The sequence below is a fragment of the Streptomyces sp. NPDC127129 genome, assembly GCF_042671585.1.
Classification (GTDB): Bacteria; Actinomycetota; Actinomycetes; order Streptomycetales; family Streptomycetaceae; genus Streptomyces.
This window is the reverse complement of the sequence record NZ_JBHXTV010000008.1, coordinates 175,954-190,668: the sequence shown is the minus strand read 5'-3', so window position 1 is coordinate 190,668 and position 14,715 is coordinate 175,954. Positions and strand designations below refer to the sequence as shown.

Here is a 14,715-nt window from a genome sequence, read left to right as displayed (position 1 = left end):
GGGAGAATGAACCGGACCGGGCAGGGCGGACACAGCACGGGAGAGGGACGTGGCGGCGACTCACGCGAGGGGTACTTCTACGAGCGCCGTGACGGGGGCGAGGACAGGAACGGGAACCCGGGACGAAGGGGCGCGCGGCGGGTCGCTGCGGCTCGGCGTGCTGCTTCCGCTGCTCGCCGTCGCCCTCCTTCCCCCCGCCTTCGCCAGCGGCGGCGGCGGCAACCGGCGCTGGTTCGGCGGGCGCGGCGAGAGCCAGCGCGCCGAGGCGCAGGCCGCCAAGGACGACGCCGCCGCCGCGTTCTACGAGCTCGACACCGCCCAGCGCGATCTGCGGATCTCCATCGAGACGATCACCGCCGTGGACGACTCCCCCGGCGCCCGCCGCGCCGTCGACGGCTTCGCGGCCCTCGGGCAGCGGATCGACGAGGTCAGCCACGCCTACATCACCGCCGTCGACGCGCACGACCTCGACCGGGACGAGCTGGACGCGGCCACCGCCAACCGGGCCCGCACCGAGCTGACCCGGGCCAAGGACGAGCTCGTACGGGTCAAGGGAGAGCTGGACCGGTTCGCGCAGGGGCTCGGGCCGCTCCTCGACACGGCCGAGACCCAGCTCGCCCGGCTCGCGCCCGCCGTCGAGCGGGCGCGACAGGCGCTCCGGAACGCGAGCACCGCTCTCGACACGGCAAGGGCTGCCGGGCTCCGCGCCGACGACCTCGCCGCCCGGCTCGCCGCCCTCGGGCCCGACCTCACCCGGCTCAACGAAGGGGCGGGCCGCCACGGCGTCACCGACACCCTCCAGCGCGCCGACAAGGTCCTGCGTGACGCCGAGGCCGTCCGCACCGAGGCCGAGCGCCTCCCCGAGCGGGCCGCCGAGACGAACAAGCGCCTCGTCTCCCTTCGTACCCGGGCCGAGGCGCTCACCACCCGGGCCGGGACCGTCGAGCCGGTCCTCTCCGAACTCCGCCGCCGCTTCTCCGCCGCCTGCTGGCAGGACCTCCAGTACGTCCCCTCCCAGGCCGCCGACAACGTCCGCAAGGCCGAGGAGAAGCTCGCCGAGGCGGCCAAGGCCCGCGACGAACAGCGCTGGCCCGACGCCACGAGCCTCCTCGCCACCGCACGCGCCCTGCTCAACGCGACCGACGAGGCCGTCTCCGCCGCGGGCGACCGGCTCCGCCGCCTCGACGCCGTCGCCAAGGACCCGCAGCACGAGATCGACCGTGCCCGCTTCACCGTCCGCGACGCCCAGCGCCTCGCCATGGCCGGGCGCAACACCCCCGACCCCCGGCACGCCCGCCCCCTCGACGACGCCGTGGGGCGCCTCGACCGGGCCGTCGGCACGCTGGAGGGCCGCCACCCCGACTACTGGCACTTCCTGACCGAGCTCGAGGCCGTCCGCGCCACCGCCGCCCGCGTCGTCGAGCAGATCCGCGAGGAGCGGGGCGCCGGGCACCACTCCGGCTAGCCTGTCCGTATGCCTCGATACGAGTACCGCTGCCGCACCTGCGGCGACACCTTCGAACTCAGCCGCCCCATGGCCGAGTCCTCCGCCCCTGCGGCCTGCCCCGACGGCCACGACGACACCGTCAAGCTGCTCTCGGTCGGCGGCGTGGGCGGTTCCGCCGCGCCCGCCCCGTCCGGTGCCGGCGGGGGCGGTGGTGGCGGCGGGTGCTGCGGTGGGGGCTGCTGCGGCTGACCGCCGCGCACCGACCGGCCCGCAGGCGCGGGCGGCCGCCCCTCAGCTGCCCAGGTAGCGGAGCACCGCGAGGACCCTTCTGCTGTACCCCTCGCCGCGCCCCGTCAGTTCCAGCTTGTCGAAGAGCGCGTTGATGTGTTTCTCCACCGCGCTCTGCGACACGTGCAGCTGCCCGGCGATCGACGCGTTCGTGTGCCCCTGCGCCATCGCCGCGAGCACCTCGCTCTCCCGGGGCGTCAGCCGCGCCAGCGGATCGGTGTGGGTCGTACGGACGAGCAGCCGGCGGACGACCTCCGGGTCGAACGCCGTCCGCCCGTCCCCCACCCGTTCCAGCGCGTCCAGGAACTCGTCGACCTGCGCCACCCGGTCCTTGAGCAGGTAGCCCACCGCCCCCGAGTCGCCGGTCAGCAGCTCGGTGGCGTACCGCCTCTCCACATACTGCGAGAGCACCAGCACCCCGACGTCCGGCCACTCGCGGCGGATCTCCAGGGCCGCCCGCAGACCCTCGTCCGTGTGTGTCGGCGGCATCCGTACGTCGGCCACGACCACGTCCGGCGGGTCCGCCCGTACCGCCGCGAGGAGTTCGACCGCGTTGCCGACCGCCGCCGTCACCTCGTGGCCCTCCTCGGCCAGGAGCCGTACGAGCCCTTCCCGTAGCAGCGTCGAGTCCTCCGCCAGGATCACGCGCACGGCAGGACCGCCCTTACGACCGTCGGCCCGCCCGCCGGGCTCTCCACCGCGAACCGTCCGTCCAGCGCCGCCGTCCGGCTCGCGAGCCCGCTCAGACCGCTGCCGGACGCATCCGCTCCACCCGCCCCGTCGTCCGTCACCCGCACGCTCAACTCGTCTCCCTCCAGGGTTACTTGTACGTCAATACGGCTCGCGCCCGCGTGCTTGACCACATTGGTGACCGCTTCCGAGACGAGGAAGTACGCCACCGTCTGCACGGGCCTCGGAAGCGGCCGCTCCACGGTGTACGCGAGCCCCACGGGGAGCGTGCTCCGTTCCGCGACCGTCTCCAGGGCCGCGCGGAGACCGCCCTCGTCGAGCACGGCGGGGTAGACCCGCCAGGCCACCTCGCGCAGTTCGGCCAGCGCGCGCCGGCTCTCCTCGTGGGCCTGGAGCAGCAGGGCGTCGGCACCCTCCGGGTCCCGCGCGCGGATCCGGCGCGCCCGGCCGATCAGCATGCCGAGGGCGACGAGCCGCTGCTGGACGCCGTCGTGGAGGTCGCGCTCGATCCGGCGCCGCTCGTCGTGGACGACGTCCATGACCTCGGCACGGCTGGTGGCCAGTTCGGCGATCCGCGCCTCCAGGGCGTCGGCGTTGCTGGGTCCGAAGCGGCGGGCTAGTCCGTCCTCCAGGGCGGCGACGCCGAGGGCGCCCTGCGCGGCGAGGAAGAGCAGGAAGAACCCGCCGATGCTGCTGGCCCCGACGAGCCAGGGGTACTGGATGTCGGTGATCAGCCAGCCGTAGAAGGCGAAGGTGCCGAGACCGAGTCCGTACGCGCCGCAGCCGAGGACGACCGCCCCGAGCACGCCGAGCGGCCAGCGGGCGGCGAGGTAGCGAGCGGCGGCCTCGTCGTGGACCCCGGGGAGCCGGACGCCGAGGAGGCGGGCAAGGCGGGCGCGCTCCAGGCGGGTGAGGGCGTGCGCGGCCGCGGTCAGCGGGCGCAGCACGGCGGCGCGGCCGCGGGGCGAGGCCAGTACGGGCAGCAGGGCGAGGGCGCCGAGGAGGGTGCCGAGGAGCTCCAGGACAGCGGTCCCGGCCCCCAGTGCGAGGCCGAAGGACAGCCGGATCCAGCGGGCGAGGTACCGAATGACCACGCCTCCCGGCCCTGCGTCGGACGGCCGGATTGGCTTGCCCCCCAGTCCTGCGTCGGACGACCTGACGAGCGAGCGTCCCGGCCGCGCGTCGGACGGCCGGGCGAGCGGACGCCCTGGCCGCGCCTCGGACGGCCGGACGAGCATGTTCCCCGGCTCCGCCTCGGACGGCCGGACGACCGGCCGTCCCGCCCCCGGGGCCGCCACCGTCCGGACCGTCGCCCGCTCGGGGCGCTGTCCGGCCCGGCGGCCGACGGGAGCCGGGCGAGGCAGCCGGGAGGGCCCCGAACCCGCCCCCGCCCCGAGGTCCGCCCCCGGCCCGGGATCCGGCAGTGGCCCGGGTTCCGGCAGCGGTCGCCCCGACGGCGAGGTCGGCGGCTCCGCGCCGGCCTGTCGGCTGTCGTCGTCCCGGGGCGAGTTCGTCATGATCCGTCACGCTAGCGGGGCCGGGCCCCCGCTCACACTGCGGAAAACCGCACCACCGCTCAGGCCGGGTCGGGAAGCGCGGCCGGGGTCGCGTCGAGGGGCTGCGACGGGATGACGGTCGCCCGGTGGTCGGCCACGGCCGCCCGGAAGCGGCGGAGGATCTCCTCGCCCGCCGCCACGCCCCGCTCCGCGAGGACGTCGAGGTGCGGGGCCGTCCAGGCGGTGTCCGCGAGTTCGCCGTGGCCGGGGCGCCAGGCGCGGTCGGCGGCCGTCAGGAGGTCCGCGTCGAGCAGCGAGTCCCCCGCGGCCAGGACGAGGTCCGCGCCGCAGCGGCGGGCCACCTCACGCATCGCCGCGCTCTTCGTGAGCGGCTTCGGCACCGCGTACACCTTGCGGCCCTGCAGCGAGACCGCCCAGCCGCGGTCGTCCGCCCACTCCCCGAACCGCTTCAGCCACTCCTCCGGCATCCGCTCCCGCTCCACGACGAGGTACGCGAACAGGTCCTCGGCGACCCGGTGCTTGCGCACCCAGGACAGGTCGGTGGTGGCCGTGAAGTACGCGCGGATCTCGCCGAGCGGCGCGCACTCGTCGGCGAGCCTGCGCACCACGGACTCGTGCCAGTCGCGGTCCGCGGCTCCGTCGACCAGGATGTGCCCGCCGTTGGCGCAGATCGCGTACGCCGGTGCGGTACCGGGGAGCTGGATGCGCTGGTACTGCTTGCGCGTACGGGTCGTGGTGGGTACGAAGACCGCCTCGGAGCCCAGCTGTTCGAGGAGCGCGGCCGCGTCCTCGGTCATGTACGACAGCGGCTTGGACTCGTGCACCTCCACGCTGAGCAGCCGGGGCGCCTGCGCGTCGGGCATGCCGAGCGCGAGGGCCGCGGAGGAGTAGATCAGCGTACGGTCGAGGTCGCTGGCGACCATCACAGGGCTGCTCACCGAGGTCACTGGGAGACCACCGCCTTTCCGTCGGCGCCCGTGGCGCCTCTCGTGAACTGAGGGTGGATCAATCCCACGCAGGTGTACGGGAGTCCGTCGATCTCCTCGACGGGGACCCCGCGCTGCTCGGCGAGGAGGCGTACGTGGGCGAGGTCGGCGCCGGCGCCGCGCCGGGCGAGGATCTTCCAGGGGACGCGGCGCAGCAGGACCCGGGTGGTCTCGCCGACACCGGGCTTGACCAGGTTGACGTCGTGGATGCCGTACTCCTCGCTGATCCGCTCGACGGCCGCCCAGCCCTCCCAGGTGGGTGTGCGGTCGGCGGCGAGCAGCTCCTTCACTCCCGTCGCCACGTCCTCGGCCACCTCGTCGAAGCGGGCGGCGACGGCGTCGAGGAAGGCGTTCGAGACGTCGGCGCCGGCCAGCTCGCGGTAGAACTTGGCGCCGTGGAAGTCGTCCGCGCCGACGAGGTCGGCACGCAGGACCGTACGCGATATCAGGCCGGAGACGGTCGAGTTGAGGCAGGCGGAGGGGATGAGGAAGTCCTCGCGGGTGCCGTACGTGCGCACGCACGAGCCGGGGTCGGCGAGGACCGCGATCTCCGGGTCGAAGCCGGTGATGCCCTCGGCGCGCTCGAACTCCTGGATCGCGTCCGCGAGTTCGCGGGTGATGGCGCCCTTGCCGGTCCAGCCGTCGACGAAGACGACGTCGGCCGGGTCGTGGTGGGCGGCGAGCCAGCGCAGCGCGTTGGCGTCGATACCGCGGCCACGGACGATGGAGACGGCGTAGTGGGGCAGTTCGAGGTCGTGGCGGGCCTGGGCCCAGCGGCGCATGAGGACGCCGACCGGGGTGCCGGCCCGGGCGAGGGAGACGAGCACGGGCGTGCCGGTCCGCTCGGCGAGGACGGTCTCGGTGACGGTGCCGACGGCGCGGGCGATCCGGGCGGCCGAGGTCTCCAGGGCGGCGTGGAAGAGTTCCTGGTACCGGTCGCTCGGCTGGTACTCGACCGGCAGCGACTCCGCGTAGTGGGCGCCGCCGCTCTGGATCGCCTCCTCGCGCTCCTCGGTCGGCGCCTCCAGCTCGACGTCCGAGAGGTCCTGGAGCAGCCAGCCGACCTCCTCCGGGGCGTACGAGGAGAAGGCGGGGCCGCGGAGGGGCTCGGGCAGCATGGAGCTCCTTTCGGGAGCTTGGGTGTCGTCGGGAGCGGGGACGGCCCCGCCGGTTGCGTGAGCGGGTACGGCTCGGAGGCCGGTTTCGCTGGCGGATACGGCTCGGCGGCCGGTTTCCCTAGCAGGTACGGCTCGGAGGCCGGTTTCGCTGGCGGATACGGCTCGGCGGCCGGTTTCCCTAGCGGGTACGGCTCGGAGGCCGGTTGCGTGAGCGGGTACGGCTCGGGCTCGGAGGGCTTGCGGGGCGTGGGCGGCATCTGCGGCATCGGGAGCCGAGGTGACGTCGGCGGCCTCGGAGGACCACCCGGTCGCATCGGCAGACCCGGCAGCTGCGGCCGCCTCCGCGGCTCGTGACCCTGCCGGCGGCGTCCGGGGCGCCGGCTCCGCTCCGAGTGCCGGGACGTACGACGGGACGACCGCGAGCACCACGTGCGGGATGTGCGCCGCGAGCTGGGCCAGGAGGCCGTCCGGGGCGTGCAGCTGCGGCGTGTCGGCCACGGAGTCGACGACGGCCACGACCGCGTCGAAGCCGGCGCCGGCGACGTTGTACGCGTACCGCTCCCCCGGCCCGTCGGCGGGCTCGTCGTGGGCGGGGAAGACGAGCCGGGTCCGTATGGCGTAGCCGGGGTCGTCGACCGCGAGGACGGGCGAGCGGGTGGTCGTGGAGTACGAGACGTCCCGGCCGGTGCGCTCCAGGGCGACGGCGAGCCGCAGCGGCGCGTACATCAGCTCCTCGAAACCGAGGACGAGGATCCGCCGCGCCCCGCCGACAGCGGCGCCGAGGCGCTCGGTCATGGCCGGGAGGGCGTCGTTCAGCGCGGCCGCGTGGGGCGCGCCGAAGCCGTGGCGGCCGCCGTCCGGTATCGAGGACGGCCAGCCCAGCTCGACCCGTACAGGGGCCGTCAGGGGCCCTCTGGGCGCCGGTACGGGCGCCCCCGGCGCCTCGGGCGCCCCGGGCGTCCCGGACGCCTCCGGCGCGTCCTGAGCCGTCTCGTGTGCGGCGACCAGCGCCTGGCCCTTCTCCAGGACCCCCTCCGGCAGCCGTACGGTGCCGGCCGCGCCGGTCACCAGGTCGACGCGGGCGCCGATCTCACGGGCGAAGGTCTCCAGCCGGCCGAGGTCCTCGGCCGAGCGCATGTCGACCAGGGCCACGACCACGTACCGCTCACGCGGGAAACGCTCGTGCAGGTCGCGGATGGTGTTGAGGACGGTGTTGCCGGTGGAGAACTCGTCGTCGACGAGGACGAGCGGTCCGTCGCCGGCGAGCAGCTTCGGGTCCTCGGGGAGCAGGAGGTGCGAGGTGGCGTGCGAGTGGGACTCCTCGAAGCCGCCCGCGCTCGTCACCCCGGCGACGGGCCGGCGGGTGGAGTGCAGATAGGGCGCGAAGCCGAGCCCGTCGGCCACCGAGTGGCCGAGGCCGGTGGCCGTCTCCGCGTAGCCGACGACGACGCTGCGCGCGGCCTCGTCGGGACCGAGCAGGTCACGGACGCGCAGGCCGAGCGAGAACCCGGAGTCGTAGACGACGGCCGGCCGCTGCGGCACGTGCTTGCCGAGCACGTTGGAGACCAGCAGATGCGCGCGCTTCGGGTTGCGGCGCAGTGCGAGGCCCAACAGGCCCGGGAGCTCCTCGCCGCCGATCAGTTCGACGCCCAGTCGCTCCGCGACCCACGTTCCCGACCACACCACGTCGTCCATCACCTTCCGTCAGCCGGCCAGTCCGGCGGTGAGCAGATCCACGAAGCCGACGTCCTCCTTGGCGACGCCGAAGACCTCGGCGCGCAGGAGGGTCCGCTCGGCCCACGCGCGATGCGGCTTCACCTCGTTCATCTTGTTCGTGTAGGCCGAACGCATCACGCCGCCCCCGCCGCGTTCGGGCCGCAGGATGTCCTGCGCGTCGCTGTACTCCTCGTGGCTGACCACGGAGAGCGCGTGCACGGGCACCACGTGTGTGGGGTGGATGCAGGTCTTGCCGAGCAGTCCGTTGGCCCGGTCGAGCTCGATCTCGCGCAGCAGCCCGTCGAGGTCGTGCTCGATGAGGGCGGTGCGCAGGTCCTCGGCGCTGCCCTCCAGGAAGGGGCTGCGGCGCAGCTGGGGCTTGAACATGCGCTCGCCGAGCCGGAAGTACTCCCAGACCGGTCCGGTGATCGTGAAGCCGGTGCCGTCGGAGCGGCCGAGGACGTTGACGACGTCGGCGATGACATGGGCGACGAGCTGGACGTCGTACGCCGTCATGTCGGGCGAGCGGCGCAGCCCGTAGGCGGAGCAGAAGTCGGTGACGCCCAGGCGCAGGGCGAGGACCCGCTGGCGGTACTTGTCGACGGTCGTGGCGATCCCGGCGAGAGTCTCGGCGCGGGTCTCCAGGTGCAGCAGCTCGGGGGACTCCAGGACGGGCATCGCGAAGAGTCGTCGCCCGCAGGCCTTCTCGGCGGCGGTGAGGGCCTCCAGGAAGGCGTGTCCGCGGGTCTCGGTGAACTTCGGCAGCACGAATCCGGAGAGCAGGCGGACGTCGTCGCCGAGGCGGGCGACCAGATCGGTGATCTGGTGGGGTTCGCGGACCCGGATGAAGAGCAGGGGCACATCCTGGAGGGCACGATCGTCCGTCGTGAGGCCGTGCGCGAGGTCGGCGAACTGGTTCACCAGGTTCGTCTCGGCGGCCTCCACGTCGGCGTCGGCGATGGAGTCCTCCAGGCACAGCACCATGGAGACGACGCCGCGTGCGGCCTGTTTGCGCACGTCGTCGGCGAGCCGCGGGCGGGTGGCGGGGCTGTAGAGGGTGGCGCCCAGGGCCACGGCGAGCGTGCTCGCAGGGGAGTCCGCCGTGAACTCGGCCGGCTCCTGGTGGAACAGCCCTGCCCGCTTGGCGGACGGGATGTGCCCGAAATGACGCAATGTAACTCCCCCGACTGCCTCTGTGGCCGTGACGACATGTGGCCGGTAATAGTACGTAGGTGCGGGTGTCCGTAGTTCCCTTCGAGTATGAAATCCAGGTAACTCGTCCGCATCCGTCGCATGCCGCGCACTTCGCGAGCTGGCACGACGCGAGGATCGGTACGGCCCCCGCGTTGTCCGGCGGACGGCAGGGAAGGCAGGATGACGGTCATGACGCACGCGATGCTGAAGGGCTCCAACGTCCCTCTCGACACCGCGGCCGTACGGGCCGTGCTCCGCTGGACCCCGGGACCCGGGGTCCCCGACGTCGACGCCTCCGCGCTGCTGCTGGGCGCCGACGGGCGTGTGCGTTCCGACGAGGACTTCGTCTTCTACAACCAGCCGCGCCACCCCTCCGGGCTGGTGCGCCGCCTGCCCAAGAAGCGGGTGACGGAGGGGCTGACCGACACGGTCGAGGCCGACCTCGGCGGGCTCGACCGTACGGTCGACCAGGTCGTGATCGCGGCCTCCTCGGACGGTGACACCTTCCGGTCGGTCTCCGACCTGCGGATTCTGCTGTACGACGCGAGTGCGCCGGACCGGGAGCCGCTGGCCCTCTTCGATGTGAAGGCGGAGACGGGCGAGGAGACGGCGATCATCTGCGGCGAGCTGTACCGGCGTGGGGACGGCTGGAAGTTCCGGGCGGTGGGGCAGGGCTACCCGACGGGGCTCGTCGGGCTCGCCACCGACTTCGGGATCTCGGTCGACGAGGCCGCCGAGGAGGCCGACGGCTCCGTGACCGCCGGCGGTGCGGGCGGCTCTGGTGGCCCCGGCTCCGGCGCTCGGGAGGGACAGGATCCGGCCACGCGGACCGCTCCACCCGCCGCGCCCGGCACGGACTCCGACGCGACCGTCGTCCATCCGCACGTGGCCGTACCGCCGCAGCCGACCAGCCCCCCGGCACCCGTGCCCGGTTACGGCTACCCGCAGCCGGTCGGGTCCGACCGGCCGGCGTACGGCTATCCCCAGCCCGCGGCGGCCGCCGCGCCCGCCCCGGACCCGAACTTCCGGATGCCGCCGATGGGCCCGCAGTTCGTCCGCCCGTAAGCACATCCCCTAGGCCTTGGTCTTGTAGCCGCGCCCCCACTGCAGGCCCCATCCGTACAGCCGGTCCAGCTCGGCCTGGAAGCCGTACACGAACTTCACCTGACGGCGGACGATCAGCTCGTCCTTGACCTTCTCGACGGTGAACACCGCGCACGAGCGGGCCTGCGGGGCGCGCTCGTCGAGTTCGATCTCGATCCGCGGCCCGTTGCTGGGGTAGAGCGTCACCTTGGCGTGCGTCCGGTCGAAGGCCGGGGTCTGGTCGTAGATGTAGACGAAGAAGAGCAGCCGCTTGATCTCGTCCCGGTGGTCGAGGTTGACGAAGATCGTCTCGCCGGACGAGCCGCCGAACCGGTCGTCGCCGCTCAGGTTCACGTACGGCGCCGCGTTCAGGGCCCCGAAGAAGCCGCCGAGCGGCTGCACCACGCCCTTGCTGCCGTCCGCGAGCTCGTACATGCACCCGAGGTCCAGGTCGACGTTGACCATGCTCTGGGTGTGCGCCTGGACGACCTCGGGCTTGAAGAGCTTCGAGGGATTGCGGAGCAGCTGGCCGCTCTGGCGTGAGCGGCCCTCGATGTCGGAGGTGCGCATCCGCCAGGAGAGGTTGACGCGCAGATTGCCGGTGGCGGCGCCCTGTTTGGTCAGGGAGACCGTCGGGCGCCGTTTGGTGAGGTCGATGGTGTTGCTGGAGGCGCTGCCGGAATCGAACTGCGCGGCCCTCCCCGGAAACAGGCCGTCGAAGAAGCCCATGTGCCCCACCCCCCACTCGAAACCCGGTCAGACGCCGCGGGGCGGCCGGGTGCACCGGCCGCCCCGCAGGAAGCGTTCCTCATTGCCCGGGGTGTCACACCCCGGACGACACCTCGGTCTTGCCCGAGGAGTCAGCTTTTCCCTCGGCCGCCGCCAGCGCCCTGTTGCGCCGTACGGAGGACCAGAAGGACCAGCCGATCAGGGCGACACCGATGAGGCCGGTGACGACCTCGGGGATCTGGTAGCGGATGGAGATCATGAGGATCACGGCGAGCGCGCCGATGGCGTAGTGGGCGCCGTGCTCCAGGTAGACGTAGTCGTCGAGGGTGCCCTGGCGGACCAGGTAGACCGTCAGCGAACGGACGTACATCGCGCCGACGCCGAGGCCGAGCGCCATGAGGACGATGTCGTTGGTGATGGCGAAGGCGCCGATGACACCGTCGAACGAGAACGACGCGTCGAGGACTTCGAGGTAGAGGAACATGAAGAAGGCGGCCTTGCCGGCCAGCTGGACGACACCGACCTTCTTGCCGCTGCGCTTGGCCTCCTCCTCGGCCTCGTGCTCGCGCTCCTCTTCCTCCTCCAGCTTGTTCTCGAAGTAGCCCGAGAGACCGCCGACGACGAGGTACGTGATGAGACCGAAGACGCCCGAGAGCAGGACGGTCGATGCCTTGTCGACGTGCGTACCGCCGTGCTGGTGCGCCTGGGTCGCGAAGGTCATGGCGCTGATCGCCAGGACGATCAGGGCGATGCAGACCGACAGCATGTCGATCTTGCCGAGCTTGGCCAGCGGGCGCTCCAGCCAGCCGAGCCACTTGATGTCACGGTCCTCGAAGATGAAGTCGAGGAAGATCATCAGAAGGAACATGCCGCCGAACGCCGCGATCGACGGGTGCGCGTCGGTCACGAGCTGCTCGTAGCGCTCGGCATCGTTGAGAGCGAGGTCGACGGCCTCGATGGGGCCGATCTTGGCGCTGATCGCGACGATCACGACGGGGAAGACCAGCCGCATGCCGAAGACGGCGATGAGCACACCGATGGTGAGGAAGATCTTCTGCCAGAAGGCATTCATCTTCTTCAGGATTCCGGCGTTGACCACCGCATTGTCGAAGGACAGCGAGATCTCGAGGATGCACAGGATCGCGACGATCCCGAACGCTTCCCACCCCCCGTAGAGCACCGCTGCGACCAGTCCGAGCGCCGTGATGGCGAACGACCAGCCGAAGGTTTTCAGTACCACTGTCTACCCCATCGTGTAAGTACGCGGCTTTACGAAACGTTGACCCCGAAGTCTAGAGCGATGCCCCGGAGTCCGGACGCGTACCCCTGTCCCACGGCCCGGAACTTCCATTCGCCCCCGTACCGGTACAGCTCGCCGAAGATCATCGCGGTCTCGGTGGAGGCGTCCTCGGAGAGGTCGTAACGGGCCAGCTCCTGACCGTCGGCCTGGTTCACGACACGAATGAAGGCGTTGCTGACCTGGCCGAAGGTCTGGCCGCGGTTGTCGGCCTCATGGATCGAGACCGGGAAGACGATCTTGTCGCAGTGGGCCGGGACCTTGATCAGGTCCACGATCAGCGACTCGTCGTCGCCGTCACCCTCGCCGGTGAGGTTGTCGCCCGTGTGCTCGACGGAGCCCTCGGGGCTCTTGAGGTTGTTGTAGAAGACGAAGTACTCGTCACCGAGCACCCGTCCCGACTGGCACAGCAGGGCGCTGGCGTCGAGGTCGAAGGGCGCTCCTGTGGTGGAGCGCGCGTCCCATCCGAGGCCGACCAGCACCTGGGTGAGGTTGGGTGCGGCCTTGGAGAGGGAGACGTTGCCTCCCTTGGCGAGCGTGACGCCCATGTGTGTTCCTCCCCGGTGATACTGCGGTGGTCGTACTGATGAGGCACGTCCGGCGCCGCACGGAACGTGCGGCGCCGGACGGATCGGACTGTCGGTCAGACGTTGACGCCGAAGTCCTGGGCGATACCGCGCAGGCCCGAGGCGTAGCCCTGGCCGACGGCGCGGAACTTCCACTCGTCGCCGTTGCGGTACAGCTCGCCGAAGACCATGGCCGTCTCGGTCGAGGCGTCCTCGGAGAGGTCGTACCGGGCGATCTCGGCACCGCCGGCCTGGTTCACAACGCGGATGAACGCGTTGCGCACCTGGCCGAAGGACTGCTGGCGGTTCTCGGCGTCGTAGATCGACACCGGGAAGACGATCTTGGCGACATCGGCGGGCACCGTGGCCAGGCTGACCTTGACCTGCTCGTCGTCACCCTCGCCCTCACCGGTGAGGTTGTCACCGGTGTGCTCGACCGAGCCGTCCGCGCTCTTCAGGTTGTTGAAGAACACGAAGTCCTGGTCGTTGCGGACCTTGCCCTCCGCGCTGACCAGAATGGCGCTGGCGTCGAGGTCGAAGTCCGTCCCGGTGGTGGTGCGGACGTCCCAGCCCAGACCGACGGTGACGGCGGTCAGGCCAGGGGCCTCCTTGGTCAGCGAGACGTTGCCGCCCTTGCTGAGGCTGACTCCCACGAGTCCCTCCATGTGGTTTCCAGGGGCAGCGCCCCCGTCGTGCGTTGGCATCGGATCAACGTCTGGATCCTAGTGAGGGGTTCCCGGCCTGGACAGACGATTCGCCCCGATGCTCAGAGAGTGTCGAGCGCCTTGAGGTAGTCGTTGAGGTCGCGGGCGTCCGGGAGGGCGTTGACGACGGTCCAGCGGACGACACCCTCCTTGTCGATGATGAACGTGCCGCGCACCGCGCAGCCCTTGTCCTCGTCGAAGACGCCGTAGGCGCGGGAGGCCTCGCCGTGCTTCCAGAAGTCGGAGAGGAGCGGGTACTCCAGACCCTCCTGGTCGGCGAAGACGCGCAGGGTGTGGATCGAGTCGTTGGAGACGGCGAGGAGCTGGGTGTCGTCGTTGACGAACTTCGGCAGGTTGTCGCGCAGCTCGCACAGCTCGCCGGTGCAGACGCCGGTGAAGGCGAAGGGGTAGAAGAGCAGGACCACGTTCTTCTCGCCCCGGTAGTCGGAGAGCCTCACGGTGCGGCCGTGGTTGTCCTTGAGCTCGAACTCCGGCGCCTTCGTGCCGACCTCGATCGCCATGGCGTAGGCGTCCCTTCACTGGACCGAACAGGTGAAGGCCCAGCTTAGAACCCCGGCGAGCCCCGCGGCCCCACCACGCACAGAGCCCCCGCCGGACACCGTCCGGCGGGGGCTCCTGCTGCTTGGGGGATCAGCGCTTGGGAGCGACCAGGCGGCTGCCCGCCCAGTCCTTCGCCACGCTGATGCTCTTGGTCTGGGAGAAGCCGGCGGTCTGCGCGGCATCGCTGATGTCGCTCGGCTCGACGTAGCCGTCACGGCCCGTCTTGGGCGTCAGCAGCCATACGACCCCGCCGTCCTCCAGCAGGCCAATGGCATCGACCAGGGAGTCCGTCAGATCTCCGTCCTCGTCGCGGAACCAGAGCACGACGGCGTCGGCGACGTCGTCGTAGTCCTCGTCAGCGAGGTCCGACCCGATGATGGACTCGATGCCTTCGCGGAGATCGAAATCGACGTCGTCGTCGTAACCGATCTCCTGGACCACCTGTCCGGGCTCGAACCCCAGCCTCGCTGCCGGGTTGGTCCGCTCCTCCGCGTGGTCCGCGGTCGCGCTCACGGCTTGCCTCCTGATCATGTATCGGAAAATGCTTCGGCCACGCGTACGCGCGGCGCTGGCCGTAGTCCACACGGGCTGGGCGGATCGCGCAAGTACCCGGCCGCCGAGACCGCCGAAACGGTGACGTTTGGGGCCGTCTCGCCGCATCTCCCGGGCCGCATCCACTCCACTCCGTGACGATCGGCACACGCTTCGTCCTGCTTTGCGGGGTTCCGCGGCTTCAGTCTGCCGAACGTGCTGACGAAACGCATGCGCGGGTTGGGCGTAAGGTTGCGATTTGACCCAACCAGGCGCCCGGCGGGGGTT

General features: G+C 71.6%; 14 protein-coding genes. 3 read left to right on the top strand and 11 right to left on the bottom strand.

Features of this window, described 5'->3' with window-relative positions; genetic code table 11:
* Nucleotides 1–49 precede the first annotated feature (49 nt).
* Entirely contained in the window at nucleotides 50–1,465 is a 1,416-nt protein-coding gene (locus ACFVGW_RS17560) for a hypothetical protein (RefSeq protein ID WP_385852592.1), read from the top strand.
* A 9-nt stretch (nucleotides 1,466–1,474) separates the two neighbouring features.
* The gene (locus ACFVGW_RS17555) at nucleotides 1,475–1,696 is read left to right on the top strand and encodes a zinc ribbon domain-containing protein (RefSeq protein ID WP_383292555.1); all 222 of its coding nucleotides are present in this window, start codon (nucleotides 1,475–1,477) and stop codon (nucleotides 1,694–1,696) included.
* A 42-nt stretch (nucleotides 1,697–1,738) separates the two neighbouring features.
* Here ACFVGW_RS17555 and ACFVGW_RS17550 read toward each other — a convergent pair whose 3' ends face one another.
* From ACFVGW_RS17550 to ACFVGW_RS17530, 5 genes are all read right to left on the bottom strand, one after another.
* Entirely contained in the window at nucleotides 1,739–2,386 is a 648-nt protein-coding gene (locus ACFVGW_RS17550) for a response regulator (protein WP_385852591.1), read from the bottom strand.
* On the bottom strand, nucleotides 2,377–3,513 hold the full coding sequence (locus ACFVGW_RS17545; RefSeq protein ID WP_385852698.1) for a sensor histidine kinase: 1,137 nt from the start codon (nucleotides 3,511–3,513) through the stop codon (nucleotides 2,377–2,379). Before ACFVGW_RS17545 ends, ACFVGW_RS17550 begins: the two co-directional genes overlap by 10 nt.
* A 488-nt stretch (nucleotides 3,514–4,001) precedes the next feature.
* Complete coding sequence (locus ACFVGW_RS17540; RefSeq protein WP_385852697.1) at nucleotides 4,002–4,865, bottom strand: HAD family hydrolase; 864 nt, start codon at nucleotides 4,863–4,865, stop codon at nucleotides 4,002–4,004.
* A gap of 20 nt (nucleotides 4,866–4,885) precedes the next feature.
* Nucleotides 4,886–7,741, bottom strand: coding sequence for a phosphoribosyltransferase (locus ACFVGW_RS17535; protein WP_385852590.1), 2,856 nt, complete (start codon nucleotides 7,739–7,741; stop codon nucleotides 4,886–4,888).
* A gap of 9 nt (nucleotides 7,742–7,750) precedes the next feature.
* On the bottom strand, nucleotides 7,751–8,935 hold the full coding sequence (locus ACFVGW_RS17530) for an HpcH/HpaI aldolase/citrate lyase family protein (protein WP_383227246.1): 1,185 nt from the start codon (nucleotides 8,933–8,935) through the stop codon (nucleotides 7,751–7,753).
* Nucleotides 8,936–9,136: 201 nt separating this feature from the next.
* Between ACFVGW_RS17530 and ACFVGW_RS17525 the strand changes: the two genes are divergently transcribed.
* Nucleotides 9,137–10,021, top strand: coding sequence for a TerD family protein (locus ACFVGW_RS17525; protein ID WP_385852589.1), 885 nt, complete (start codon nucleotides 9,137–9,139; stop codon nucleotides 10,019–10,021).
* Between the two features lie 9 nt (nucleotides 10,022–10,030).
* Here the strand turns inward: ACFVGW_RS17525 and ACFVGW_RS17520 are convergent, their stop codons facing one another.
* The 6 genes from ACFVGW_RS17520 to ACFVGW_RS17495 form a co-directional block, all read right to left on the bottom strand.
* Nucleotides 10,031–10,768: a Tellurium resistance gene (locus ACFVGW_RS17520; RefSeq protein ID WP_352192238.1), complete on the bottom strand. Its 738-nt coding sequence runs from the start codon at nucleotides 10,766–10,768 to the stop codon at nucleotides 10,031–10,033.
* A 94-nt stretch (nucleotides 10,769–10,862) separates the two neighbouring features.
* Entirely contained in the window at nucleotides 10,863–12,008 is a 1,146-nt protein-coding gene (locus tag ACFVGW_RS17515; protein ID WP_383227241.1) for a DUF475 domain-containing protein, read from the bottom strand.
* Between the two features lie 29 nt (nucleotides 12,009–12,037).
* Nucleotides 12,038–12,613: a TerD family protein gene (locus ACFVGW_RS17510; protein WP_352192240.1), complete on the bottom strand. Its 576-nt coding sequence runs from the start codon at nucleotides 12,611–12,613 to the stop codon at nucleotides 12,038–12,040.
* Between the two features lie 95 nt (nucleotides 12,614–12,708).
* The gene (locus ACFVGW_RS17505) at nucleotides 12,709–13,284 is read right to left on the bottom strand and encodes a TerD family protein (RefSeq protein ID WP_015033386.1); all 576 of its coding nucleotides are present in this window, start codon (nucleotides 13,282–13,284) and stop codon (nucleotides 12,709–12,711) included.
* Between the two features lie 113 nt (nucleotides 13,285–13,397).
* A complete protein-coding gene (locus ACFVGW_RS17500; protein ID WP_260226461.1) occupies nucleotides 13,398–13,856 on the bottom strand; it encodes a peroxiredoxin in 459 nt (152 codons plus the stop codon).
* A 130-nt stretch (nucleotides 13,857–13,986) separates the two neighbouring features.
* A complete protein-coding gene (locus ACFVGW_RS17495) occupies nucleotides 13,987–14,409 on the bottom strand; it encodes a DUF3052 domain-containing protein (RefSeq protein WP_352192242.1) in 423 nt (140 codons plus the stop codon).
* Between the last annotated feature and the right edge of the window lie 306 nt (nucleotides 14,410–14,715).